Origin of the sequence: Polyangium spumosum, from assembly GCF_009649845.1 — a bacterium.
Taxonomy (GTDB): Bacteria; Myxococcota_A; Polyangia; order Polyangiales; family Polyangiaceae; genus Polyangium; species Polyangium spumosum.
In genome coordinates this window covers 69,375-94,320 of record NZ_WJIE01000010.1, presented here as the reverse complement: position 1 = coordinate 94,320, position 24,946 = coordinate 69,375, and the positions used below count along the sequence as shown (strand labels likewise).

General features: G+C 70.2%; 15 protein-coding genes. 7 read left to right on the top strand and 8 right to left on the bottom strand.

The genetic code is table 11. The features are described 5' to 3' along the window. Positions 1-136 precede the first annotated feature (136 nt). The 4 genes from GF068_RS29775 to GF068_RS29760 all read right to left on the bottom strand — a co-directional run bounded on the left by GF068_RS29775 (position 137) and on the right by GF068_RS29760 (position 4,569). Positions 137-1,705 (bottom strand): hypothetical protein, encoded by a 1,569-nt coding sequence (locus GF068_RS29775; RefSeq protein ID WP_153822883.1) that lies wholly within the window; start codon positions 1,703-1,705, stop codon positions 137-139. Between the two features lie 65 nt (positions 1,706-1,770). Beyond that, a complete protein-coding gene (locus tag GF068_RS29770; RefSeq protein ID WP_153822882.1) occupies positions 1,771-2,532 on the bottom strand; it encodes a hypothetical protein in 762 nt (253 codons plus the stop codon). A 593-nt stretch (positions 2,533-3,125) separates the two neighbouring features. Beyond that, complete coding sequence (locus GF068_RS29765) at positions 3,126-3,863, bottom strand: hypothetical protein (RefSeq protein ID WP_153822881.1); 738 nt, start codon at positions 3,861-3,863, stop codon at positions 3,126-3,128. A 67-nt stretch (positions 3,864-3,930) separates the two neighbouring features. Next, a complete protein-coding gene (locus GF068_RS29760; RefSeq protein ID WP_153822880.1) occupies positions 3,931-4,569 on the bottom strand; it encodes a Uma2 family endonuclease in 639 nt (212 codons plus the stop codon). A gap of 88 nt (positions 4,570-4,657) precedes the next feature. Between GF068_RS29760 and GF068_RS29755 the strand changes: the two genes are divergently transcribed. Together GF068_RS29755 and GF068_RS29750 are read left to right on the top strand one after the other, a co-directional pair. Next, complete coding sequence (locus GF068_RS29755; protein WP_338046633.1) at positions 4,658-5,788, top strand: GNAT family N-acetyltransferase; 1,131 nt, start codon at positions 4,658-4,660, stop codon at positions 5,786-5,788. A 39-nt stretch (positions 5,789-5,827) separates the two neighbouring features. Continuing rightward, complete coding sequence (locus GF068_RS29750) at positions 5,828-7,861, top strand: OPT family oligopeptide transporter (RefSeq protein WP_153822878.1); 2,034 nt, start codon at positions 5,828-5,830, stop codon at positions 7,859-7,861. Here the strand turns inward: GF068_RS29750 and GF068_RS29745 are convergent. Then, positions 7,858-9,372 (bottom strand): chloride channel protein, encoded by a 1,515-nt coding sequence (locus GF068_RS29745; RefSeq protein ID WP_240807592.1) that lies wholly within the window; start codon positions 9,370-9,372, stop codon positions 7,858-7,860. The genes GF068_RS29750 and GF068_RS29745 overlap by 4 nt on opposite strands. A gap of 82 nt (positions 9,373-9,454) precedes the next feature. Between GF068_RS29745 and GF068_RS29740 the strand changes: the two genes are divergently transcribed. Then, complete coding sequence (locus GF068_RS29740) at positions 9,455-10,633, top strand: mechanosensitive ion channel family protein (protein WP_153822877.1); 1,179 nt, start codon at positions 9,455-9,457, stop codon at positions 10,631-10,633. Here the strand turns inward: GF068_RS29740 and pbpC are convergent. Further along, positions 10,614-13,055 carry a penicillin-binding protein 1C gene (gene pbpC / locus GF068_RS29735; RefSeq protein WP_338046632.1) on the bottom strand — a complete coding sequence of 814 codons (2,442 nt, stop codon included), beginning with the start codon at positions 13,053-13,055 and terminating at the stop codon, positions 10,614-10,616. The two genes, GF068_RS29740 and pbpC, sit on opposite strands and share 20 nt — an antisense overlap. Next, complete coding sequence (locus GF068_RS29730) at positions 13,052-18,784, bottom strand: alpha-2-macroglobulin family protein (RefSeq protein ID WP_153822876.1); 5,733 nt, start codon at positions 18,782-18,784, stop codon at positions 13,052-13,054. Before GF068_RS29730 ends, pbpC begins: the two co-directional genes overlap by 4 nt. A gap of 226 nt (positions 18,785-19,010) precedes the next feature. Between GF068_RS29730 and GF068_RS29725 the strand changes: the two genes are divergently transcribed. From GF068_RS29725 to GF068_RS29710, 4 genes are read left to right on the top strand one after another with little or no spacing between them, the layout of a single operon-like run. Next, positions 19,011-20,105, top strand: a complete 1,095-nt coding sequence (locus GF068_RS29725) for an ABC transporter ATP-binding protein (RefSeq protein WP_153822875.1) — start codon at positions 19,011-19,013, stop codon at positions 20,103-20,105. Next, positions 20,102-20,824: an ABC transporter permease gene (locus GF068_RS29720; protein WP_153822874.1), complete on the top strand. Its 723-nt coding sequence runs from the start codon at positions 20,102-20,104 to the stop codon at positions 20,822-20,824. Before GF068_RS29725 ends, GF068_RS29720 begins: the two co-directional genes overlap by 4 nt. Continuing rightward, entirely contained in the window at positions 20,815-22,773 is a 1,959-nt protein-coding gene (locus GF068_RS29715; RefSeq protein WP_153822873.1) for a Gldg family protein, read from the top strand. The genes GF068_RS29720 and GF068_RS29715 overlap by 10 nt, the downstream gene beginning before the upstream one ends. After that, complete coding sequence (locus tag GF068_RS29710) at positions 22,770-23,780, top strand: DUF4340 domain-containing protein (protein ID WP_153822872.1); 1,011 nt, start codon at positions 22,770-22,772, stop codon at positions 23,778-23,780. The genes GF068_RS29715 and GF068_RS29710 overlap by 4 nt, the downstream gene beginning before the upstream one ends. A gap of 124 nt (positions 23,781-23,904) precedes the next feature. Here GF068_RS29710 and xerD read toward each other — a convergent pair whose 3' ends face one another. Beyond that, on the bottom strand, positions 23,905-24,795 hold the full coding sequence (gene xerD / locus GF068_RS29705; protein ID WP_338046631.1) for a site-specific tyrosine recombinase XerD: 891 nt from the start codon (positions 24,793-24,795) through the stop codon (positions 23,905-23,907). Positions 24,796-24,946: the final 151 nt, after the last annotated feature.

Sequence of the window (24,946 nt, the reverse complement as noted above, 5' to 3'; positions counted from 1 at the left end):
CGGGCGACACGGCGGCGTGACAGGTGTGATGGGCGCGCGACGCTGGGCGCCGCTCGGTGTCATGGGCGCGTGACACGCATTCGCCGCCTGAAAGGGGCCAGGAGCTGCTTGGCCGCGGCGAAACGGGGAGCGCGGGCTAGCCGGGCCAGGTGACGCCGACCTGCTGAAGCAAACGTCGCGCTTCGAGCAATCGCGCGGGATCGGGCGGGGTGGGAAGCAGCGTCGCGAGCTCGTCCGGCGAGAGCTCCGTGGGGCCGGCGAGGGCGCGGGTGGTCACTGCGTCCACGAGCGCCTGGATGGGCGCGGCTTTCGTGCGGCCGAGGTCCGCCACGTACGAGCCTTGATACCACCGCCGCAGCCGTCCCCCTTGGAGGGAGTGCCACGCGCGCAGCCGCTCCGCGCCCTTCATGATGTAGGTGTCGTGAAACGAGCCGCCGACCTCTGCGCCACGAAGCCAAAAGCCCACGCTCGCGAGCTTCTCTCCATGCGCTCCCACATCGAGCAGGCAGGTGGCCATTTCGAGCGTGGACGCGAGCTCGGCGGGGAGCTCCGGCAATGCCACGCGCACGTCGTCCGGGCCGCCTTTCACCGCGTCGATCGGGAGCTCGAGGTGTTCGATCGGGCCATAACCGAGCTCGTACGCGAGGCCGACGACGCCCGCGTCGCTCCAGGCAATGACCTCGTAGCCCCCGCCTGCGTCGCCATTCCGGAAGGCGCCCTGCTCGAGGTCCCCGGTCCAGCGCGGGACGAAGGAGGCCGCGAAGGGATGGCGATCGAGCGGGTCGAGCCGAGCGAGGACGTTTTCGACGTAGGCCCGCAATGCGGCGCGCACGAGGGTGCCTTGGTCGACGCCGCGACGGGGGCGCACCGTCGTCGTCGGGGGGTTGGGAAAAAAAGGGTTCCGACGTCGTTGCCGCGGCAGATCGGGGATCTCGGGCGAGCCGGGCCAGGTGATGCCGACCTTCTGAAGCAAACGCTGGGCGCCAAGGTGGCGCGTCGGGTCGGACGCTGGGACCCGGAGCGCCTCGAGCTCGGCGGGCGTGAATTCGGTGGGGCCTTTCAGCCTCCGATCGACCACGGCGTCGAGGAGCGCGTGGATGGGGGCATCTTTGCGGTCGCACTCCGCCAGGGCCGCGCTGTTACTTGGATGAGTGGAAAGATAGATCGGCGGCAGGAGCCGACCGCCTCGGAGCAAGCCCCACATGGCCAGGCCCTTGGCGCCCGGCGATGTCGGATCGTCGAAGAACGTGCCGCCGGCGCGATCGCCGTGGAGCCAGAAGCCCACGCCGGCATCCCTCTGTCCATGCTCGGGTCCCACTCCGAGCATGCCGGTGGCCATCACGAGGGCGGGCTCCAGGGCCTCGGGAAGCCCTGGCACCGCCCCGCGCACGTCGTCCGGGCCCCCGGTCACCGCAGAGGGCGAAAGATCGAGCTGCTCGATCGGACCCCACCCGAGCTCGTACGCGAGGCCGACGATGCCCGCTTCGGTCCACGCCACGACGTTATAGTTTCCGCATCCGTCGTCGTCACGGAAAGCGCCCCGCTCGAGGTCCCCCGTCCATCCCGCGTAGGCGCAGGCTGCGAACGACACGCGTTTGAGCGCGCCGCTCCCGAAGATGGCCTCGACGTAGGCGCGCAACGCGGCGCGCACGATGGCGCCTCGGTCGAAGTCGAGGTTTCCGTACCGATGATTCCACTCGATCACCTTGCCTCCTTACGCCACGTTGCTCTCGGCGTCCACGTGGTCGTGACAAACGTGCGCTCGCGGCATCACGGCGTGTACGCCGCCGCGTCGTTGAGCCTCTTCACCTCCTCCGCCGGCGGGTCGTTGTTCGTGAAATGCCGGTTGAGCTTCGCCGAGATGACCGCCGCATTCTCGTACGAGTTCGTGCCCCAGGGGCAACAGCGCTTGTCCTTCCTGGGCACGACGTGGTGCACCTGTGCGACCGTATCCGCAAAAAAAGGCGACCTTTCTTCGGCGTCTGGATCTTCGAGGAAGTCCGGCTCGGTGCATATCGCTGGCTCGCCCTTCTTACAAGGAAACTTGAAGCCCGCGAGATCGGAACGAATCTCGCCCTTGTTCTTTTTGCGGTTGACCGCGAGGACCCACTCCCTCTGCTCGAGGGAACCGCCATCGCCGTCGCCAATGCCGCTGTTGCCGTCAAACTCATACCCCGGCGCGACCTCTACCGGATCGACCAAGTCCCGATACGGCCCGCTCACCTCCACCGGCACCCCGTCGACCACGACCAGCGGCGTCTGCCTCGGCGCGTCCCTGTACCGTACCGGCAGGCTGTTCGCGACATCCGGGCCGATCTGCAGCGTGTAGTCATCCGTGCCAGCGACGGGCTGACACGTATAGCCCTTGTCATACGGCGCATTGCCCGACACCTCGCCGATGAGCGCTGCGTCTTTGCATGCTTTGTCGATGGTTTTGTAAAAGCAGTTGAACGTGCTGTCTCCGAACACGCTCGGCTCGGACGTGTAGCAGGCCGAGCCAAACGCCGCGATGTACTTGGCGCGCAGCGCCACGTCCGTGCTCGGATTTCCCACGAGTGGGATGTGGTAACGTTTGCACGGATATTCGAGGGTGTCCGGGCATTGCTCCGGCGTCTCGGTCGACGTGTCGGGGGGCTTCACGTCGAGAGGGGGAAAGCGCCCGCTCGACCCGTCGCACGCGCCCGTCATCCATGCCCCACCGAATACCCATCCCAGCACGCCCAGCACAACGAAGCGGCGTCTCCCCATGGCTCGCATGGCAGTATCGAATCACACGTGACTCGGCCGAACAACGACGGAGACCGACGCAGGGAGCTTCACCGCCCCCCGCCCGCGCCGCTCCGCGCCGGCAGCCCGACCTGGCATCGGCGCTCCGCCGCGGCGCCGCCACGCCGCACCGCCGCCGGGCCGGATCACCGCTCCCCGGCATCGGTGACGGCCCCCGGCGGCGATGCCGGGGAGCGACGACGGCCGAGATCCACGCGCCGCCGAGCGATGATCCGTGAAAGCGGCGCTCGACCGGACGGGCGCCCCCGACCGTCGCCGACGCCGAACGGCGCCCCCCTCCGCCGCGCTCCATCCGGCGCGCCGCTTCCGCGCCGAAGCGCCGATGGGACCTGACGCTGCTATGCCTCGGGCTTCGCCGGGGCGGGCGGCGGGTATCGCCTCGCGAGGCCGTGCAGCGATTCGAGGAGCGCGCTCACGCGCTTGTGGTCGGCCTCGTCTCCGTGGCGGAGCGCCCAGGCGAGCTCATTCTCCACGACCACGAAGTTCGTCGAGCACGCGGAGAGCGCCGCGCGCCTGCGCTGGAACGGCCGGCGGCCCGTGCCTTGCTCGTAGCCGATCGCCTCGGCGAGCGACTCCGTCGCCTGCTCGACCTCCACGAGCCAGCCGCCGAGGCCGAGCAGATCGATGTCGGCTGCATTCTGGGGCTCGTTCGCGAGCGAGAGCTGCGTGCGGCCGTAATCGACCTCCTGCTGATAACGCAGCTTCGTCTGGGCCGTGCCCGTACCTTTCATGAGCGCCTTCTGGAGGCGCGTCGCCGCGGCGCGCCGGTCGGGGCTCGGGTCGAGCGTCGCGGCGTGGAGGAGGCTCTGGCCGCGGCGCTGCGCGCTGTCCCAGGCGTCGTCCGCGGCTTGCGCGCTGTCCGCGCCGCCTCGGGCCGAGACGAGCTCGGCGATGACCCACGTGAGCCGGAGCTTGCACGTCACGAGGAGCGGCGCGTCGCCGAGCGATTTCGCTTTTGTGTCGCCGGGCCCCGCGTAAGGCTTGGTATCGATGAGCGCCCACGCTCCCTGCGAGAGCTCCTGCGCGAAGGATTTGAACCCCTCCTCGGGGACGTGGGCGAAGCTCGGTGCAGCCATGGGGTTCCTCCGTATGTCGCGGCGCAGGCTACGGGGGCGCGGCGGCCATTGTCAAGGCGCCGCGCCCTCAGGGCTCGGGCTCGCCCGCGGGCGGCGTCTCCTCTTCGGCTTCCTCCCCGTACCCGAGCAATTCATCCACATCGAGCTCGACGGCGTCGAAAGGTTCGGCGCGGATACGCTCGCCGCGCGTGGCCTCGGCGACGACCAGATACCCGCCGTCCGCCCAGCGGTAGACCGTGAGCTCGCCGCGCATCGGATCGAGGATCCAGTAATGGGGGACCTGATAACGGTGGTAGGTGCGGCGCTTCTTGACCGTGTCGTTCGTGGTGTTGCTCGGGGAGAGGATCTCGCAGACCCAGTCGGGGCGCAACGTCATGGGCCAGGTGTCGGGCAGCCGGGGCAACCGTTCACGACGCCAGCCGGAGATGTCGGGGCGGTAGAGCTGATCCGGGGCGAAGAGGACTTCGACCTCCGAGAGGATCCACCAGCCGCCCGGGCCCCGGCGCCCTGGTGGACCTCCGAAGACGCTCCAGAGCTGTCCGCTCATGCTGACTTGGCCCAGGCCATGCCGCGGGCTCGACGCTTCCTTCGGGACGAGCTCGCCGTCGATGATCTCGTGACGGCGCTCCTCCGCGGGGATCGCCAGCAGATCCTCCAGCGTCGCAGGCTTGACAGGCGGCTTGATCTTTCGCGCGGGGTCGCCCATGCGAGCCATCTTGCCCGGGGCAGCGGGCGCGCGCAACGGCCATGCCCCTTGCCAACCTCCCCGCTCCCGCCGACGATACCTGGACCCTGTGTTCGAACTCCGCGTCCATCCGACCATCCGTGACGTACCCGAGGCGGCTTGGGATGCCCTTGGCGGCGTCTCCGAGGCTCCCTTCTTGCGCTGGGCGTTTTTTGACGTCCTCGAGCGGACGGGGTGCGTCGAACCTCGCTCGGGCTGGCTCCCCCACTACCTCACGCTGCATGAGGGCGAGCGGATGGTGGCGGCGGTGCCGGCTTTCCTCAAGGGGAACAGCGAGGGGGAGTTCGTCTTTGATCATGCCTGGGCGGGCGCGGCGCATCGGGCGGGGATCGAGTATTTTCCCAAGCTCGTCGTCGCGGTCCCGTTCACGCCTGCGACGGCGCCGCGGGTCCTCGTGGCCGAGGGGGCGGAGTTCGCGCGGGTCGCGGCGGCTGTGGCCGAGGGGCTGCGGCAGCTCGTGGCGCGGATGGAGATCTCCAGCGCGCATGTCCTCTTTCCGACCGACGAGCAGGCCGAGGCGCTCGCGGGGTTCGGGCTCGCCGAGCGGTATGGGCTGCAATTTCACTGGAAAAACGCCGGGTATGTCACGTATGACGATTACCTCGCGCGGTTCTCGTCGAAGCGGCGCAATCAGTGGCGGCGCGAGCGGCGCGAGATGGCCGCGCAGGGGATCGAGATCACCACGCTGCGGGGGCGCGAGATCACGCCCGAGCTCGTGGACGCGATGTTCGGGTATTACACGGCCACGGTCGACAAGTTCACCTGGGGGCGCCGGTACTTGAATCGCGCGTTTTTCGAGGAGATCGTGCCGGCGCTCGGGGACGGGGTCGAGGTCGTGCTCGCTCGGGAGGGCAAGAGGCCCATCGCCGGGGCGTTCAACTTCGCCGGGAAGGACGCGCTTTACGGGAGGTACTGGGGCGCCTCCGAGGAGCGGCCTTTCCTCCATTTCAATGTTTGCTTCTATCACTCGATCGAGCAATGCATTCTGCGGAAGATCGGGCGGTTCGAGCCGGGCGCGGGGGGAGAACACAAGATGAGCCGGGGGTTCGAACCCACGATCACGCGCAGCGTGCACCACGTCGCCGATCCCAGGCTCGACGCCGCGATCCGGGATTACCTCGCCCGGGAGCGGGTGGCCCTCGCCAGAGAGGCGGCGAATCCAGAGGTGGCGTTCCGGTAGGCAGACCAGTTCACCCCGCCTCCATGCTATGAGGCGATCATGAGCGAAGGCGAGATCGGGACGCCCGCAGAGGAGCCGCGCCCCGCGGCGTTGGCCGAAGGTGAGGGGCCGCTCTTTCAGCGAGCGCCGAGGACGGCGGAGGAGATCGAGCACGGAAAGCCGCTCGAGATCGCGCCGGAGGCGGTCGGCGAGATGGACGAGGACACCTGGTATGCCAAGGCGTACCGGGGCGACAGGGCCGCGCAGCTCACGCCTCGCGCCGTCGGCATGGGCGCGGCGCTCGGGTTCTTGCTCGCGTTCACGAACCTCTATGTCGGCCTGAAGACGGGCTGGCACCTCGGCGTCGCGATCACCGCGTGCATCCTGTCCTTCTCGATCTGGGGCGCCCTGCAGCGCGCCGGGATCGCGAAGTCGCCGATGACGATCCTCGAGAACAACTGCATGCAGTCGACCGCGTCGTCCGCGGGGTACTCGACGGGCGGCACGATGGTCTCGGCGATCCCGGCCCTGCTCATGCTGAGCGTCTCGCCGAGCAACCCGAAGGGCACGCACATGCCCTGGCCGGTGCTCGCGGCCTGGACGGTGGCGCTCGCGTTGCTCGGGACGGTGATCGCCATCCCGATGAAGCGGAACATGATCAACCAGGAGCGGCTGCGCTTCCCGTCGGGGACCGCGGCGGCCGTGACCCTGCAGAGCCTCTACAGCCAGGGCACGAGCGCGCTCGAGAAGGGCCGCGCGCTGATGGCGTCGGCGGCCGTGGCGGGGATGATCCCGCTGCTCAAGGACCTGAACATCATCAAGTCGGTGGACGCGGCGGGCGTGGTGACACGGGCGGCGCTCTTGCCGGGGGCGTCGGCGATCTTCGACTGGCTGCCCAAGATCACGGCGGGGGGCAAGGCGTACGCGCTCTCCGCGTTCAACATCAAGCTGGATCACGGCGTGGCGCTGGTCGCGGCAGGCGCGCTCGTGGGGCTGCGGGCGACGATCTCGATGGTGGTGGGCGGGCTCGTGCTCGCGATCGTCGTGACGCCGATCGCGATGGAAGCGCAGTGGACGAACCAGCTCGGGCAGGTGGTGACGGCGGCGGCGAAGCCGCAGACGGCCTGGAAGGACATCGGGCTCTGGATCGGCGCGCCGATGCTGGTGGCGTCGGGGCTGCTGTCGTTCGTGATGCAGTGGAGGACGATCGTCCGGGCGTTCCAGAGCTTCGGGAAGGTCGCGGGGGACGCGGGGACGTCGAAGGCCGGGGTCGAGGTGCCGATGCGCTGGTTCGCCATCGGCGGGAGCGTCGCGACCGTGGGCGTCGTGGGGATCGCGTGGAAGTTCTTCGGGGTGCCGCTGCACCTCGGGCTGCTCGCGGTGGGGCTGACGTTCGTGCTCTCGCTCGTGGCGTGCCGCGCGACGGGCGAGACGGACATCACGCCGACGGGCGCGATGGGCAAGATCATGCAGCTCATCTACGGCGTGCTGATCCCGCAGAGCGCGACGGCGAACCTGATGACGGCCGGGATCACGGCGGGCTCGGCGAGCGCGAGCGCGGATCTCTTGAACGATCTGAAGTCGGGCTACCTGCTCGGGGCGAACCCGCGGCGGCAGTTCGTCGCGCAGATGATGGGGATCCTGCCGGGGACGATCGCGACGGTGGTGGGCTTCTACATGCTGATCCCGACGGCGGAGGCGCTGACGGGGGACAACCCCGCGTTCCCGGCGCCGGCGGCGCAGCAGTGGAAGGCGGTCGCCGAGGTCTTCATCCTGGGCATCGACAACCTGCACCCGATGGCGCGGACGTGTATCGCGGTGGGGCTCGTGGTGGGCGCGGCGCTGGTCGCGCTGGAGAAGCTGCTCCCGAAGTACAAGAAGTACCTGCCGTCGCCGACGGGGATCGGGCTCGGGTTCATCCTGCCGTTTTATTACCCGCTGGCGATGTTCCTCGGCGCGCTGCTCGCGTACGCCGGGGGCAAGATGAACAAGAAGGCCGAGGAGATGGTCGTGCCGATCGCGTCGGGCCTCATCGCAGGCGAGAGCATCATCGGCGTGATCGTGGCGACGCTGAACAATTTCGTGCTCGTCTAGGGCTCACCTTCCGGTCTGCCCTCCATCCCCGCCGCGGCGCCGGCGTCCGCTGCCTCGCCGGCGTCCGCGAAGCCCGTCTCGTCCGCGTCCGGATCCGGCGACATGCGCTGGTTGCCGTAGACGCGGATGCGCAGCGTGAGCACGTACGTGACGCCACACGAGAGGAGCGCGGGCGGGCCATACGCCGCGCCGAAGACCTCGAGGACGAGCGCGATCGCGGCGAGCGGGACGCCGATGACCGCGACGAGCGCAGAGGCGATGCCGACGACGACGAGCAAGGCGAGGTCGAGCTCGGGCAAGACGCCGGTGCGGCGGAGGACCTCGCCCATGAGCGCGCCGGAGACGCCGCCGAGGAACATGGAGGGGATGAGCATGCCCGCGGAGCCACCCGAGCGGATGGTGAGCCCGGTGGTGATCATCTTGCCCATCGCCGCGAGGAGGAGGACGTGGATGGGGAACGTCGCGCCGGGGCGCAGGAGCTCGGCGAGGGTGTGTTCGCCCATGCCGAGGACGTGGTGCGCCGGGATGCCCGCGGCGACGGAGAGGAGGAGCGCGACGAGGCCGGTGCCGAGGGCGCCGACGGCGCCACGAAAGACGAGGCTCACCTTGCCGACGAGGTCGGCGGTCTTGGCCATGAGGCGGCCAAAGGCGAGCGCGACGGGGGCGCTGACGGTGATGGCGACGAGCGCGGTGATGCCGTACTCGGCGAGGGTGTGGCTGCGGGCGTGGGGCGGCGCGGAGAAGATGGGCTCGAGGCCGATGAAGCGCTGGTTCAAGGTGTACGCGACGAGGCCGGCGAGCAGGGCGTACGCGAACTTGCGGTAGATGATGCGATCGCCGTAGCAGAACTCGATCGCGAAGAGGGCGCCCGCGAAGGGGGCGCCGAGCAGCGTGGTGACGGCGGCGGCGATGCCGGCGAGCTGGTAGGTGCGGAGCTCGTGCTCGGAGCGGACACGGAAGACACGGGCCCAGCCGGCGCCGACGGCCTCGCCGATGACGACGACGGGCGCCTCGAGGCCACCCGAGCCCCCCGTGGCGAGCGTGAGGGCGGTGGCGGCGGCCTTGCGGAGGGCGAGGCCAAAGGCAGGGCGTTCGAAGCGCGGTCGAGGGTCGTCCCCCGCGTGATCGTAGGTGGAGTGGTAGTTGGCGAGGGCGACGTCCATGCCGTCCCCGGCGGTCTCGTCCCAGCCGGGGCGGCGAAGGAGCGCGCCACGCGCGAGCCCGCCCACGACGAGCACGCCGAGGAGGACAGCCCAGGCCCAGGGCGAAGGCGCGCCGGCGACGTGATGCACGAGCCAGTCGGAGCCGGCGTGGACGACGAAGCGGAGGGCCGAGCAGAGCGACCAGACGGCGGCGGACATCATGGACACGACGAAGAGGACACGCACGACGTCGTCCCAGGAGTCGTGCAGAGCCCGCTGCTCGTGATCGAGTCGCTTGAAGAGGTCTCCCATGGATGTGCGGCGCGCGTGATCGATCCGCGGCTTGCGGAGCTCGGTGCGGCGTGCCAATTCATTTGTATACCAACGAATTTCGGGAAGCACGCTTTTGCTCGGCGCGTGAGGAGCGGCGAGCCATCGGAGGGAGTGAGGGATGCAGGAATTCGGGGCGCGATTGCTCCAGACGTTGCGCGGAGATTCGTATTTCGGGCTCGCCATCGGGGAGTGGGTGCTCCTGCTCGTGGCGCCGGGGTTGGGCTTCGTCGTGAGCTCGATCTTGCTCCGGTTGCTCGCGCGGATCGCGAAGACCACGGAGGCCGACTGGGACAACCTGCTCGTGGAGCGGATACGCGCGCCGGCGCGCCTCGTGGGCGCGGTGCTGTTCGAGCGGGGGGCGCTGGCGGCGCTGGATCTGGGGGCGCAGACGGAGGAGGGGATCGCGCGGGTCCTGAGCTCGCTCCTGGTGATCGGCGCGGCGTGGTCCGCGGAGCGCGCGCTCTACGTGGGCACGAGCGTCATGGCGGAGCGGTACGAGGCGCAAGCGGGTGATCCGGCGGCGGCGCGCGCGGCGCGGACGCGTCTGCTGATGCTCCGGCGTGTGCTGAGCGTGCTGCTGATGCTGGTGGCCGCGTCGCTCGTGCTCTTGCAGTTCGAGATCGTGCGGCAGGTGGGCGTGTCGCTGCTCGCGTCGGCGGGCATCGCCGGCGTGATGCTGGGGTTCGCGGCGCAGAAGTCGATCGCGACCCTGCTCGCGGGGCTGCAGATCTCGATCGCGCAGCCGGTGCGGATCGGGGACGTGGTGATCATCGAGGGCGAGTGGGGCACGATCGAGGAGATCACGTTGACGTTCGTGGTGGTGCGGATCTGGGATCAACGGCGGCTGGTGCTGCCGATCGGTCAGCTCCTGGAGAAGCCGTTCCAGAACTGGACACGAGGATCACCGGAGCTCATGGGGACGATCTTCTTCCACGCGGACTACACGGTGCCGATCGAGGTGCTGCGCGAGGAGGTGAAGCGGGTGTGCGAGGAGGATCCGGACTGGGACGGGCGGGTCGCCGGGCTCCTGGTGACGGACGCGCAGGCGACGACGTTGCAGCTCCGGGCGCTGGTGTCCGCGGCGAACGCGGACAAGCTCTGGGATCTGCGGTGCCGGGTGCGCGAGCGGCTGGTGAAGCGGCTGCAGGAGCTCGAAGGAGGGCGGTATCTGCCGCGGATGCGGATCGAGGGCGACTTCGGCGAGGCGGCCGCGCGCCTGGAGAAGGCGGGCGAACGAGGGACACGCGGCGAGCCGAAGTCGCTGCCGCCGCCGCCGCTCACCGCACCGAATACGTGACGGGCGCGGAGGAGACGCCGTCGGCCTCGACGACGAGGGTGTGATCACCCGGGACGAGCGGGACGGTGCGTTCGAAGGGGGGCTTCAGGACGAACCCACGGCCATCCACGAGGAGGCGCACGACACGCGCCTCGGAGGGCACGTCGACGCGGACGCGGATGGCCTCCTCCGCGGCGAGGGCGCCGTCACGCACGAACCGCGCGCCGTCGGGGGGGAAGGCGATGCGGAGGCGGGCGGGCGTTTCGGACTGGCGATCGTCGGGGCAGAAGGGAGAAGCGGCGCGGGGCGCGACGGGGCGGCCCGCGTTGTCGGCCCACGCGGTGAGCTCGGGCGGGTAACGCTCGAAGACGCGGATGTCGACGGCAGCGTCGGCGCAGGCGGGGCCGGCGCGCAGGCCGTTTCTGCGATCGACGCGGACACGCTCGTGCATGTCGCAGGTCGCGAGGGACGTTCCACGCGGGACGAGCTCGCTCTTGCGATGAGGGCAGTCCGGGCCAGGGCGAGCGCCGGAGAGGGGGCAGATGTCGACGTCGACGAGGCCTTCGGGTCGCTCGAAGTCGCGCTCGGGGTACAAGCATGAAGCCGCGAGCATGGCGTCGTGGAAGAGCGGGCCGGCGCCGGTCACGCCGCTGACGCCGCTCATGGGCGAGCCGTCGAAGTTGCCGACCCAGACGGCGACGGTGACCGAAGGCGTGAAGCCGACGGTGACGTTGTCACGGAAGCCCTTGGAGGTGCCGGTCTTCGCGGCGACCGGGAACGGGAGCTCGAGGACGCTGTTCTCGCCGAACGTGGCGAGGCGCGCATGCCGATCGGCGAGGATGTGCGTGAGGACGTAGGAGGCGCGGCGATCGAGGACGCGGCGCGGCGGCGGCGCGGCGATGGGGAGGAGCTCGCCGGAGGCAACACGGGCCTCGCGGACGGCGCGCGGGGCCACGGAGAGGCCACCCCGCGCGAGGGTGGCGTAGGCGGCGGCGAGCTCGAGCAAGCGGACCTCGCCGTCGCCGAGCGCGAGGGCGAGGCCATAGTCGCGCGCGCTGCGGTCGAGGGAGGCGAAGCCGAGGTCGCGCAGGCGCGCGAGGAGGCGCTCGGGTCCGACGCGGGAGGCGGCGATGACGGCAGGGACGTTGAAGGAGCTCGCGAGGGCCTCGCGGACGCGGACGGGGCCGTGGAAGCGGCCGTCGTAGTTGTTCGGGTGGTAGTCGCCGTCGGGCGTGGGGAAATGCGTGTCGACGTCGGGGAGGATCGTGGCGGCGGTGAAGCCACCGATCTCCATGCCGAGGCCGTAGACGAAGGGTTTTAACGTGGAGCCAGGCTGGCGCCGGGCGAGGACGCCGTCGTTGTGGCCGAGGCGGGCGGCGTTCTCGATGTCGGGTGAGCCGACGTAGGCGAGGATCTCGCCGGTCTCGTTGTCGAGGACGACGACGGACGCGGCAGTGACGTTGCGCGCCGCGAGGCGCTCGATCGTTTGCACGGCGAGGATCTCGATCTCGCGCTGGAGGCCACGATCGAGGGTGGTCGTGACGATGGCGGCCTTGCCAGCGAGCCCGTCCGTACCGATCCCCTTCCCTCCCGCGAGCAGCGCCTGACGCAGATGCGGGATGCCGAGGCCGCTGCCACGCGGGGCGAGGACGAGGGGCTCGCCGAGGGCACGATCGACGTCGTCGCTCTCGGCGAGGCGCGCGGCGCGCATGCGCTCGAGGACACGATCACGGCGGCGCTTCAGGAGCTCGGTGCCGCGGCGAGGATCGTAGAGCGTGGGTCCACGCGGCAGGCTGGCGAGCGCGGCGGCCTCGGCGAGGGAGAGATCACGGGTGGACTTGTCGAAGTAGAAGCGGCTCGCGGCCTCGACGCCACGCAAGGCAGGGCCAAACGCGACGCGGTTCAGGTACGCCTCGAGGATCCGCGGCTTCGAGAGCGAAGCTTCGATCCGGAGCGCGAGCGCCATCTCGCGGAGTTTTCCCACGACCGTGCGCGGGCGCGGGACGAGGTTACGCGCGAGCTGCTGCGTGAGGGTCGAGCCGCCGGAGACGATGCGGCGGGAGAACAAGGCTTGTCCCACGGCGCGCGTGATCGCGATCGGATCGACGCCGGGATGCAAGGAGAAGCGCTTGTCCTCGGCCGCGAGGACGGCGCGGACGACACGAGGGTCGATGTCGGCGAGGCGCACGGGGCGCGCGCGGGTGCCGTCCCTGGCGCGGACCTCGCAAAGGACCACGCCGTGGCGATCGAGGAAGACGGTGGAAGGATCCGTCGCCGCGAGGTCGTCCGCGCGGAGCTCGGGCGGGAGCGGCGTGAGCGCGGCGGCGAGGCCGAGGCAGAGGACGGGCGAGAAGACGACCACGAGCGCGAGCTCGATCCGGCGGCGGCGGCCACGAGGGACGAGCCACCGGAGGAGCTGACGAACGAGGCGAGAGCGGGTCACTTGGTGGCGGTCACCGTGATCGTGCCGGCGGCGGTCCTTCCGAACACCTCGGGCGCGTACATCTCCTCGGCGCGCGCAGGCGGAAGGACGAACGAGCCGATCGAGGTGGCGCGCGCGAGGTAACGATAGCGATACATGCCGGCCGGCATGCGGTCGATCATGAAAAGGACACGATCGTCGCGGAGCTCGCGCAGGTAACGGCTGGAGAGGAACGCGCGGCCCGTGGCGACGGCGTCGTAGCCACCCTCCTCGTAGAAGGCGTCCTCCGGATCACCCTCGTCCTCGTCGAGGTTCGCCGCGCTCGCCGTGGTGGCGAGGCGCGCGTCGACAGGCTCGAAGCCAGCCGGGAGCGGATCGTCGACGACGACGTAGTCACGCGGCGACGGGGTGACGACGACGATCTCGCCGAGGACGAGCTGGCCGCCGGGGAACGAGGTCGCGCCTTTGCCAGGCGGCGCGGCGAGCAAGCCGGCGAGCTCTTCGGGCTTCACGGCGCGCAGGGTCTTCTCGACGAAGAAGCCACGATCGAGCGGCGTCTTCGGGAGCTCCTTGCGGGCGTAGCGCAGGCGCGCCTCGTAGAAGAGGCGGCCCGAGCCGTCGAGGTCGAAGGAGAGGACGCTGCCGCCGGCCGAGGTGAGGCGCTCGGCGGGCAGGCTGAGCCGGGCCTGGGTGACGTCGCGGCCGCGGAAGGCGGGCGTCGCGATCTCGGCCTGGCCGAGGAAGACGTGCGCCACGAAGTCGGGCGTGGTCTTCTCCTGCGCCTTGCGGTACGCGTCGAGCGCGACGAGCGACCAGGCGGTCTCCTGCGTGTTGCGCCAGGCGCCGCCCTTGCGATCGGCGAGCAGGCCCATGGCGAGGCGCGCGGCGATCGGGTGGTCCGGCCGGGCCGCGAGCAGGGCGCGGAGGACGAGCGCCGTCGTGCGCGTATCGGAGTCCATGAGCACGGCGTACTTGTCGCCGAGGTTCGTCGTGGCGCGCGCGACGTTCGCGTCGAGCCGGAGCGAGCCCTCGAGCTCGTTCGCGAGCGCTTCGATGCTCGCGCGATCGTGCTTGCCCGCGACCATGGCGTGCAGGAGGAAGGCCTGCGAGAAGAGCGGCAGCGTCTTGCGCTCCTCGAAGAGGCGCGTCGTGCGGCCGGTGTCGGGGTGGCGGTTCTCGGCGAGCACGTCGAGGATGAAGGGCGCCGTGGCGCGTGCGAACACGTCGTCGAGCTCGTCGAGCGCGTCGTGGACGTGCCGCGCGGCCGCGTCGATCACCGACGGGGGGATGTCGACCTTGCGGCGCTTGGCCTCGCCGAGGCCCCAGAGCGCGTAGGTGCTGGCCCAGAGGTTCGAGCGATCCGAGCCCACCCACATGCCGAAGCCGCCGTCGCCGCGCTGGTGCTTCAGGATCTCGGCCACCGTGACGCCGATGATCGCGTCCGTGTTCTTCGGCAGCGGGATCTTGAAGTCGACCGCGAGATCGCGGAGCGGCAGCAGCGGCACGAGCTTGCTCACGAGCTGCTCGGTGCAGCCGTACGGATAGTCGACGAGCTGCTCGACGCCGCCGCCGAGGCCCACGAGCGCGGTCGAGGCCATGCTGAGCTCGAGCCCGCCCGTGTCGTCGCGGATCGCCGAGAGATCCCCGAGCTTCTCGGCGCTCTCCGAGGTGGTGTCGCCGTAGAGCGCCACGGCCTCGGGCGAGAGCGGGACCTTCACCTCGCGCTCGACCTCGACGGCATCCTCGAGCGCCTTGCCGCTCTCGGTCGCGCGCACGACGAAGCCGATCTTGGCCTTGCCAGCCTTCGGCGCCGTGAGCGGGAAGCGGACCTCGACAGGCGCGCCCGCCGCGAGGTCGATCGAGCGCTTCGCGTCGCCGGAGAGCGTGAGCCCGTCGAGCTTGATCTCCACCGTGGCCGTGGTCTTGCCGATGCCCTTCGAGCTCACGACGACGGAGGCGTCGAGGCTGTCGCCGGCGCGGAGGAAACGCGGCAGCGCGGGACGCGCCATGAGCGGGCGGCTCGCGACCACGCGGTTCTCGGCGAAGCCGAACCGATCGTCCTCGGCCGCGGTGACGGCCATGAGCCGGTACGTCGTGAGCGTGTCCGGCAGCCGGAATTTTACCTTCGCGCGGCCGGAGTCGTCCGTGACGATCGCGGGGACGAACGTGGCGCTCGCGCGGAAGTCGCGCCGCACCGAGGTGCCGCCGCCGCCGTCGCCGCCGTCGAGGCCCTTGTCCGCGCCGAGATCCCCGTACGGCCGGAAGACACGAGCGAGCGCGGCGCGGACCTCGAGCGAGGTGACGCGCAGCGGGCGCGGGGCGCCGAAGACCTCGATCGGATCGGGCGTCTTGTACCCGACGAGCGAGAGCACGCCCTCGTCGACCGCGTAAAACGTGACCTCGGCGCGCGCTGCTTTGCCCGCGTGATCACGCACCAGGACGTCGACCTCGACGTTCTCGCCAGGCCGCGCCTCCGTCTTGCTCGGCGTGATCGCGATCTTCAACCTGCGCTTCTCGGGGTTCACGAGCAGCGGCGCGTACCCCATGCGGAACGCGGGCGCGCCGACGTCGGGATCCTTCGGGCTCGTCGGCGCGGGCTTGGTGCGACCACGGACGAGCAGGACCGAGACGAACGCGTTCGGGCGCAGATCCTCGGTGACCGGGATCTCGATCGTCGGCATCGCGCCGCCGAGCTTCACGCGACGCTGCGAGAGGATGCCGGCGCGCTCGACGGTGACGAGCGCCTCGGCGGCGGCGAACGGCGACTTCACGAGGAAGCGCGCCTTGTCGCCGACCTCGTAGCTCTCCTTGTCGGCGACGAGCTCGACGACGAGCCTGTCGCTGTCGCCGAAGCCGCCCCCGCTCGCGCCGCCGAAGACGTAGAGCGGATCCGCGGCGCCGACCGGGTTCTTCCGCGCGTCGACCGCGGTCGCGTGGACGATGTGGTAGCCCGACGCGGCCGGCGTGAGCTTGCACGAGGCAGGTTTGTCGCCGCTGGTGGTCGTGACCGTGCAGCTCTCGACGACACGATCGACGGGCTCGGCCACGGTGTGCGCGAGGCCGCCGGAGGTCGCTTGTTTCGCGACGCTCCACGTGCGCGACACGAGCTCGAGCTTGATGGGGACACCCGCGACACGCGCGCCCCTGGGATCGACGGCGAAGACCTCGGGGCTGACAGGTTTGCCCGCGTCGACGAAGAGGTCGGCCCCCGTGCGCAGCGCGACATAGAACTCGGCCGGGTGCACGATGGCCGTGGTGCTGCCCGCGATGTACTGGCGCGAGACGTCGTTTACCTCGGCCTCGGCCGTGACGCGCTCGGGTCCGCGCTGGCCCGGGAGCGCGAGCGTGGCCTCGATCGGGAGCGTGCCCTTGCCGTCGAGTTTGTCCGTGCGGCTGTGGATCTCGCCTTCTCGCGTGGATCGATCGGTGAAGTCCGCGTGGAACGTGTCCTCGTCGACGGTGAAACCATCGGTGTTCGGCGGGCGGAACGTGGCCTCGCCGCGCGTGACGACGACGCGCGCATCCGCGCCGGCCATGGGCGCGCCGTAGAGGTAATCGCCGCGCGCGATCCACTTCGCCTTGTCGCCGCGCACGTAGCTCGGTTTGTCGCTCTCGACCGAGACCGCGAACTCGGCCGGGCGGTACTCGGCGACCTCGAAGTCGGAGCTCACGTCGGCCCAGCCCGGGTTCCCTTCCTGCACCGTGGCGCGGATCGAGTACGTCCCGAGCCTCCCCGCGCGTGGAACGGCGACGTCGATCGACGTGGTGCCGAAGGGCGAGAGCGTCTCGGTGCGCGAGGAGATCTCGTCGCCGTCGGGGCCCTCGACCCTGATCTCCACGGGCAGGCCCGCGGGCGTGACGGTGCCTGGGTTGCCCTCTTTGCGGAAGATGCCCTTGATGTGGACCGTGTCGCCGGGCCGGTAGATGCCGCGATCGGTGAACATGAGGCCGAACGGCCGGTCCGGCCCCGGATCGACCTGCATGTCGAAGCGCCAGCTGTCGAGCGTGTCCGTCAGATGCTTGTAGGTCCAATCGTTGCCGTCCTTGATGACGATGACGGACCTGTCCGCGGCCGAGCTCCCGCGGGACCAGACCTCCTTCGGCAGCGTGATGAAGCCGCTGTCGTCGGAGCGGAGCGGGCCGATCGGCGCCTCGCCGGGCGTCTGGATCGAGACCTCGGCGCCCTTGACCGGAGCGGCCGACGAGAGGCGGCTGATCCACAGGAGCGAGCCACGCGCCGAGAGTTTGCCGCTCACCGCGAGATCGCTAACCTTGGCGATCGCGGTGTTCGTCACGACGCGCTGGTGGTTCGATCCGGGCCAGCCCGTGTAGCGGATGCCGAGCGCGATCGCGCCACGCGCGTCCTTGCCGCCGAGCGCCTCCTCGGTCTTCACGGCGTGCCGCGAAGGCTTGTTGAGCGGCGCGTTCGCGGCGAGCTTCGAGACCTTCGCGCCGGGCAAAGCGAGGATGTCTTTGTACGAGGGCGCGCGGCCCGCGCCGTACGGATCGTCCTGCAGGCGGATCGCGTCCGCGGGTGAGAGCGGGGCGACGACGAGCTCGAGGTCGTTCGTGTTGATGGAGTCGATCGGGATCTCGCGGCGCGCGGCGGGCTCGAAGACGCTGCCGCGCAGGCCGATGTCGGCCTTGGGCCAGAGATCGTCGAAGGCGACGTCGCCGCGGTAGTCGGCCCCGAGCGTCTGCCCGTGCTCGTCCTTGAGGCCCTTCTGGACGATGACCTTGACGTTTTTCCCCGGGGGAAACGCGCCGTAGACGGTGACGCCGCTCGTCGTGTGATCGTCGTCGAGCCACGAGGGCCACGTGACGGCGATCTTCGGCTCGAAGCGCACGGCCTTCTTCAGATCGCCGAGCTTGACCGGCGTCGTGAGGTAGATGCCGACGCCGCCGTCGGGCGCGCACTTGCCGCGCGGCGTGTCGTGATCACACGGCAGCTCCTTCACGGCGAGCGGGAGGTAGGTCATGAAGGTGAAGCGCTCCTCCTTCGCGGCGGGGAGGGGCCCCTCCTTGCCCGCGAGGCCCTTCACGTCGAGCAAGATCTGCGATTCGAGCGGCAGCGGCGCGCGCGGGACGATCTCCACGAGCTGCTCGTTCTGCGGATCGGGGCGACGCAGGGAGAACGCGCGCGTCTTCTCGGCGACGATGACCGACACGGCGCGCTCGATCGCGCGATCGTCGACGGGCTGGTTGAAGCGGAGCGTGAACTTCGCGTCGGGCCGCAGGCCATCCGACCCATCGTAAGGCTCGACCGACGTGACCTCGGGCCGCGCCGTCGTGAAGCGGAGCTCGAAGTTTTTCTCGAGCGTGGAACCGTCGAGCGCCTTCGTGCCGGCCGGGACCTTGACGACGAAGGCGGTGGCGCGCGGCAGCCGTTTCTCCGGCACGAACGAGAGCGCGTTCGTGCCGACCCACTGCCATCGTCCGGGCACGGCGGGCGAGATCGACGCGGGCGGCGCGCTCTCGTCCCCCGCGAGCTCGAGCGGGCGCATCGGGCGGTTGAAGACGAGGCTCACCTCGGGCGGGTCGATCGTCTCGCCGCGCGGCGTACCGAACACGACGCCAAAGGCCCCGCGTGTATCGACGGTCGTCGCGCCGTCTGCCGCGCCGGGCACGAGCGTGCCGCGCGGCGCGACCTCGGGCGGACGGCTTCCCTGCATGCAGGCCATGCCGAGGGCCATCGCGGCGACCGCGAGGAAAGCGTTGCGGGGACCTGGAAACATGGCTCGCGCCGTCATGGCGCGGCTCTTCTCGCGGGCCCGGCCCGGCGGCAAGGCCGATGAGCGGGATCGCGTGGAAACGCTGAACGTACCGAGGGATCCCCCCGAGCGGCGAGGCTCGCCCCCCGGGCGCGGCTGCCCTGGGCGGTCGAGGGCGCTTCGGGGCGTCGGATCCCGACGAGGTCGGGAATCACGGGCCCGAGCTTCTGTTATAAGGGCGCCGTCGCCGGGGAAACGGCGACGCATGACGAAGGCTTTTGCCGTGATCGAAATCGTCGACCTCTACAAGTACTACGGGGAGAGGAGGGCCGTCGGGCCGCTCTCGTTCTCCATCGAAGCCGGCGAGATCGTGGGCTTGCTCGGGCTCAACGGCGCCGGAAAGACCACCACGCTCCGCATCCTCGCCTGTGATCTCCTCCCCTCGTCGGGCTCCGTCCGCGTGAACGGGCTCGACGTCGTGGAGAGCCCACACGAGGTGCGGTCGCTGATCGGCTACCTGCCGGACACACCTCCGCTCTACGGCGAGATGACGGTCCGCGCCTACCTGCACTTCGCCGCGCGCCTGCGGGGCCTCTCGAAGGCCTCCGCGGACAAACGCGTGCCCGAGGTGCTCGAGGCGACGGGGCTCGCCGAGGTGCAGGACCAGCTCATCGCGTCCCTGTCGCACGGGTACAAGCAACGCGTCGGCATCGCCCAGGCCATCGTGCACGGGCCGAAGCTGCTCGTGCTGGACGAGCCGATCAGCGGCCTCGATCCCGTGCAGATCGTGGAGATGCGCGAGCTGCTCCGCGGCCTCAAGGGCGAACACACGATCCTTTTGTCCTCCCACATTCTCGGCGAGATCAGCGAGACGTGCGACCGCATCCTCGTGATCCGCGAGGGCCAGATCGCCGCGAGCGGCACCGAGGCCGAGCTCAGCTCGAAGCTCCTCAAGAACCAGCGCGTCGAGGTGACGGTGCGCGGCGACGAGGAGAAGGCCAAGGAGGCCGCGAGCGCCGTCTCGGGCGTCGTGTCGGTCGAGGTGATCGACGCGACGGAGGAGGGCGCGGGCGTCGTCACGCTCCAGATCGAGTCCGGAGGCGACGCGCGCGAGGCGGTGTGCCACGCGCTCGTGACGGCCGGGATCGGGCTGCTCGAGGTGCGCCGCGGCGAGCGGGAGCTCGAGACGGTGTTCCTGGAGCTCGCGGGCCCCGAGACGAAGGGCGACGGCACAGAGGCCGCGCCGAGGAAGAGGCGGGCCGGCAAGAAGGGCGCGAAGAAGGCGCGCGCTTCGGCCGGCGAGGGTGATGCCGGGGCGAAGGACGCCGCGGCAGAGAAAGAGGACGGGAGCGGGACATGAGAAATGCTCTGCTCGTCGCGGGGAGAGAGATCGGCTCGTACGGCCGATCCCTGCTCGGCTGGGCCATCGGGGCCGCGGCGCTGCTCGTCGAGGGCGTATGGTTCAGCGCGAACGGCCTTTCGGGGTCGCGCATGTCGGCCGACGTGCTGCGCGAGTTCTTCAACGGCGCGAGCGGCGTCACGATGATCGTGGCGGTGCTCATGTCGATCCCGCTGCTCGCCGGGGAGCGGGAGCGCGGCACGCTGGTCTTGCTCAACACGGCGCCGATCCGGGACATCGAGATCATCGTGGGCAAGTACCTCGCGGCGCTCGCGATGATCGCGCTCATCACGCTGATCAGCGTGTACATGCCGCTGCTCATCTTCGTGAACGGCAAGGTGAGCCTCGGGCACGTGGCCGTGGGCTACGCGGGCATCGTGCTGCTCGGCTCGGCGGCGCTCTCGATCGGGATGTTCACCTCGGCCGTGAGCCGTAGCCAGGTGATGGCGGCGATCCTCGGCGGGCTCATGCTCGCGGTGATGGTGACGCTCTGGCTCGTCGCGAAGGTGACCGAGCCGCCGGTGAACAGCGTGCTCTCCGGGCTCGCGCTGCACCATCAGCGGCAGTTCCCCTTCATGACCGGGGTCCTGAAGCTCGAGAACGTGGTCTATTACGTGGCCGTCACGTACTTCTTCCTGCTCGCGGCCACCAAGACGCTGGAGGCGCGGCGATGGCGCTGAAACCGAAAGAGGCGGCCCCGGCCGCCGAGAAGGCGCCCGAGGCGAAGGCAGGCAGCGCGGAGAAGCCCGCCGCGGCGCCGGGCTGGGCGCCCTTCCTCGTGCCCGCGTTCGTGGGCTCGCTCGTGCTCGTCTTCATCGGCGAGCGGCTGCTCGGCAACATCGAGTCGGCGCGGCTCGTGTTCTCCGCGCTCGGCGCGCTCGGCGCCGTGGGGGCGACGGCGCTCCGGTTCGTACACGCGTCGGGCGAGAAGGATCCGGAGCGGCGCAAGATCGAGCGCACGCTCTCGATCTTCTCGGCGCTCGGGCTCGTGGCGCTCGCGATCTATTTCGCGGCGAACACCGAGGTCGGCAGGCGCGCGCTCGGGATCCTCGACGCGACCCCGGACAAACGCGCCCGCTTCGACGGGGCCAGCACGGTCGCGTGGGTCGTCCTGATCCTCGTGTCGGTCCTGCCGCTCGTCTTCGGCGAGATCGCGCTCGCGCCCATGCGGCGCGCGCCCCGCGTGGAGGTCCGTCGCGTGCGCGCGGCGACCATCGCGGGCCTGTCGCTCTCGCTCGCGGTGGCCTACGCGGCGCTGTTCACGTACGCGGCCGGCGAGCTCGACGTGAAGGCCGACTTCTCGTACTTCCGCACGGCGAAGGCCAGCGAGTCGACGAAGAAGATCGTGACGAGCGCGCCGGACACCGTGGAGGTGCGCGCGTTCTTCCCGCCCCTGAACGACGTGGGTACGGAGGTCGAGGGTTACCTCGCGGACATCGCGAGGAGCGCGCCGAACTTCAAGTACGGCTTCTACGACCGGCTGCTCCACCCGCAGCTCGCGAAGGACAACAAGGTCACGCAGGACGCGGTGATCGTGATCCTGCGCGGGCCGACGCGCGAGACGCTCACGCTCGACAAGGAGATGAACAAGGCGGCGGCGAAGCTGAAGACGCTCGACGCCGACTTCCAGAAGGCCCTCCTCAAGGCGATGAAGGAGCAACGCACGGCCTACTTCACGGTCGGGCACGGCGAGCTCAACGAGGCCGCGGGCGCGGCGGCAGCCGAGGGCCGGACGGCGAAGATCCTGCGGCGCCTGCTGGAGAGCCAGAACTACGTCGTGAAGGACCTCGGCATGCCGCAGGGCCTCGCCAACACGGTGCCCGAGGACGCGTCGATCGTCGTGGTGCTCGGCCCGACGCAGGCGTTCTTGCCCGAGGAGGTCACCTCGCTCGAGAAGTACGCGGCGCGCGGCGGCAAGCTGCTCCTCGCGCTGGATCCAGAGACGAAGGGCGACCTCGCCCCGCTCGCCGCGATCGCGGATCTCTCGTTCGATCCGACGGTGCTCGCCACGACGGATCAGCTCTTCGTGCCGCGGCGCCGCAACGCCTCGGACAAGGCGAACCTCGTGTCGAACCGCTTCTCGTCGCACGCCTCGGTCTCGACGCTCAGCCGCGTCTCGCAGCGCGCGGTGGTGCTCGTGCCCGTCGCGGGCTCGCTCGACAAGAAAGCCGGATCCGAGCCGAAGGTGGACTTCGTGCTCCGCTCGTCGGGAGGCGTGTTCGCCGACAAGAACGGCAACTACGAGCTCGACGGCGACGAGAAGAAGACGACGCACAACCTCGCCGCCGCGGTGACGAAGCCGATCGGCGACGGCGCGGACAAGTCGAAGGTGAAGGGCCCGCAGGAGATGCGCGCCTTCGTGGTCGCAGACGCGGACGCGCTCAGCGACCTCGCGCTCGGCGTCGCCGAGACGAACCAGCTCTTCGTGGTGGACGCGGTGCGCTGGCTCGGCGGCGACGAGAGCTTCAGCGGAGAGATCGTGACGCCCGAGGACGTGCGGATCGAGCACACGAAGCAGAAGGACGTGTTCTGGTTCTACGGGACGATCATCGGGGCTCCAGCGCTCCTCTTCGGCGTGGGGCTCCTCGTGACGCGGCGATCGCGCCGCACGGCCGGGAGGAAGGCATGAACGTGGGACGCGGCCTCTTCGTCCACGTGGGGCTCTTCGTGCTGGCGTCGGCCAGCGCGGTGGCCGTGTGGACCCGCGACGAGCAGCCGAAGGCGCTCGTGCAGACCGAAGCGACGGTGTGGCCCGGCCGGCCCGCCGACGTCGTGAAGGTCGTCTTCGAGGGCAAGAACCGCAAGGTCTCGCTCGAGACGAAGTCGGACAAACTCGGCGCCTATTACCTCGGGACGCTCGAGCGCGAGGCGACCCCTCCGCCCGTGAACCCCGACGCAGGCGCGCCGCCGCCCGCGCCCGGCGCCAAGACGAAGACCGAGTTCGTCGGCGTGGGCGTGGCCCAGAAGCTCGTCGACGCGCTCGCGCCGCTGAAGGCGATCCGCGCGCTCGGCCGCATCCCGGACGATCGCGCAGCCGAGTTCGGGCTCGCGGAGCCCGAGGGCACGCTCACGGTCACGATCGGCGGCGCCGAGCGCAAGCTCGTGCTGGGCGGCACGACGCCCGGCGGCGGCGACAGGTACGTGCGTGATCCGCAGTCGGGCGAGGCCTACGTGATCGACGGCGCCGCCATGCGAGACCTCGACACGGCCGAGTCGCGCCTCGTGGAGCGGGAGCTGCACGGCTTCAAGGAGGCCGAGATCTCGTCGGCGGAGCTCTCGGCCGGCGAGAAGAAGCGAAAGCTCGTGCGCGGCGGGCCCGAGGGCAAGCGGTTCTGGGCAGATCCCGCAGCAGCCGATCAAAAGGACGAGACGGCGGCGAACTTCATGGCGAAGCTCGATCGGCTGCGGCCGACGGACTACGTGATGAACGAGCCCGCGGGCAAGCAGGACGTGCTCCGCGTGGAGTACGCGGCGGGCTCGTCGCTCGGCTTCCTCGAGCTCGTGCGTGTCCCGGCCGCGGATCCCGCAGGCAAACCGGATTATTTCGTGCGCACCGAGCGCACGCGCCTCTACGCGAAGGTCCCCGCGCAGACGGCAGAGCAGGTCGAGCAAGACCTCGGCTCGATCCTCAAGTAGCTGCAAGCTTACAGCGTAGCGCCGGCGTTTCACCCCGGACCCCGACCAGGGGTTGTCCACCCCTGGACCTGGACCAGGGCAAGCCCTGGACCTCTGGTGCATCGACCACGATGTGGTCGATGCATCAGGAACGAGGATGCGACCGTTTGTAAACGGTGCGCACGTGATCGTCCGTCAGGTGCGTGTAGATCTCGGTCGTCGTGATGTCCGCGTGCCCCAGGAGGGCCTGCACGCTGCGCAGATCGGCGCCTCCTTCGAGCAGATGCGTCGCGAACGAGTGCCGCAACTTGTGCGGCGAGCTCGGCTTCGTCACCCCCACGCCACGCGCGTAGGCGCCGAGCAACTTCCACACACCTTGCCGCGTCAGCGGTTTGCCCCGCGGCGACAGGAAAAGCGCGGGCGTCATGGCCGCGCGCGGGTGATCCTTGCGAACGGCCAGATACGCATCGAGCGCGTCGAGCGCAGGCTCCCCGAGCGGCACGATCCGCCGCTTGTTGCCCTTGCCGAACGCGAACACCACGCCCTGCTTGCGATCGATGTCCGCGATCTTGAGGCCCACGACCTCACTCACGCGTAGCCCCGCCGCGTACATCACGTGCAGCATCGCCCGGTCGCGCAGGCCTCGAAACGAAGCTCGATCCGGCGCCTCCAGGATCCGCTCGATCTCCTCCACGGAGAGCACCTTCGGCAGCTTGCGGCTCGTCCGGGGCCGCTCGACGAGCGCCGCCGGGTTCGCCGAGATCGCCCGCTCCCGCAGCAAGAACTTGGAGAACCCACGCACCGCCGAGAGGTGCCGCGTCGCCGAACGCGCCCCGAGCCCCTGCTTGCCGAGCTCCACCAGGTACGTCGAGACAACCGTGGCGTCGAGCTCCGCCGGCGACGTGATCCCCTGCCCCTCGCACAAAGCGCAGAGCTTGCCGAGATCCCGCGCGTACGCCTCCAGCGTGCGGGGCGAGAGCGCGCGCTCGACACGCAGGTGATCCAGGTACGCATCCACCCAGGCGTGAAGGTCCACGCGCCGAGCCTACCGCCCCTGCCAGCCCCGCCGAAGAAAACCGCAAGCAGGTGGCGCGGACGGAAGGTCGCTACGTGGGGCGGACGCGCGGCCGAGACAAGAGGCCCTTCCGTGCTCCGGACGAGCGCTCCACCTGCGGCCGGGCGATGGA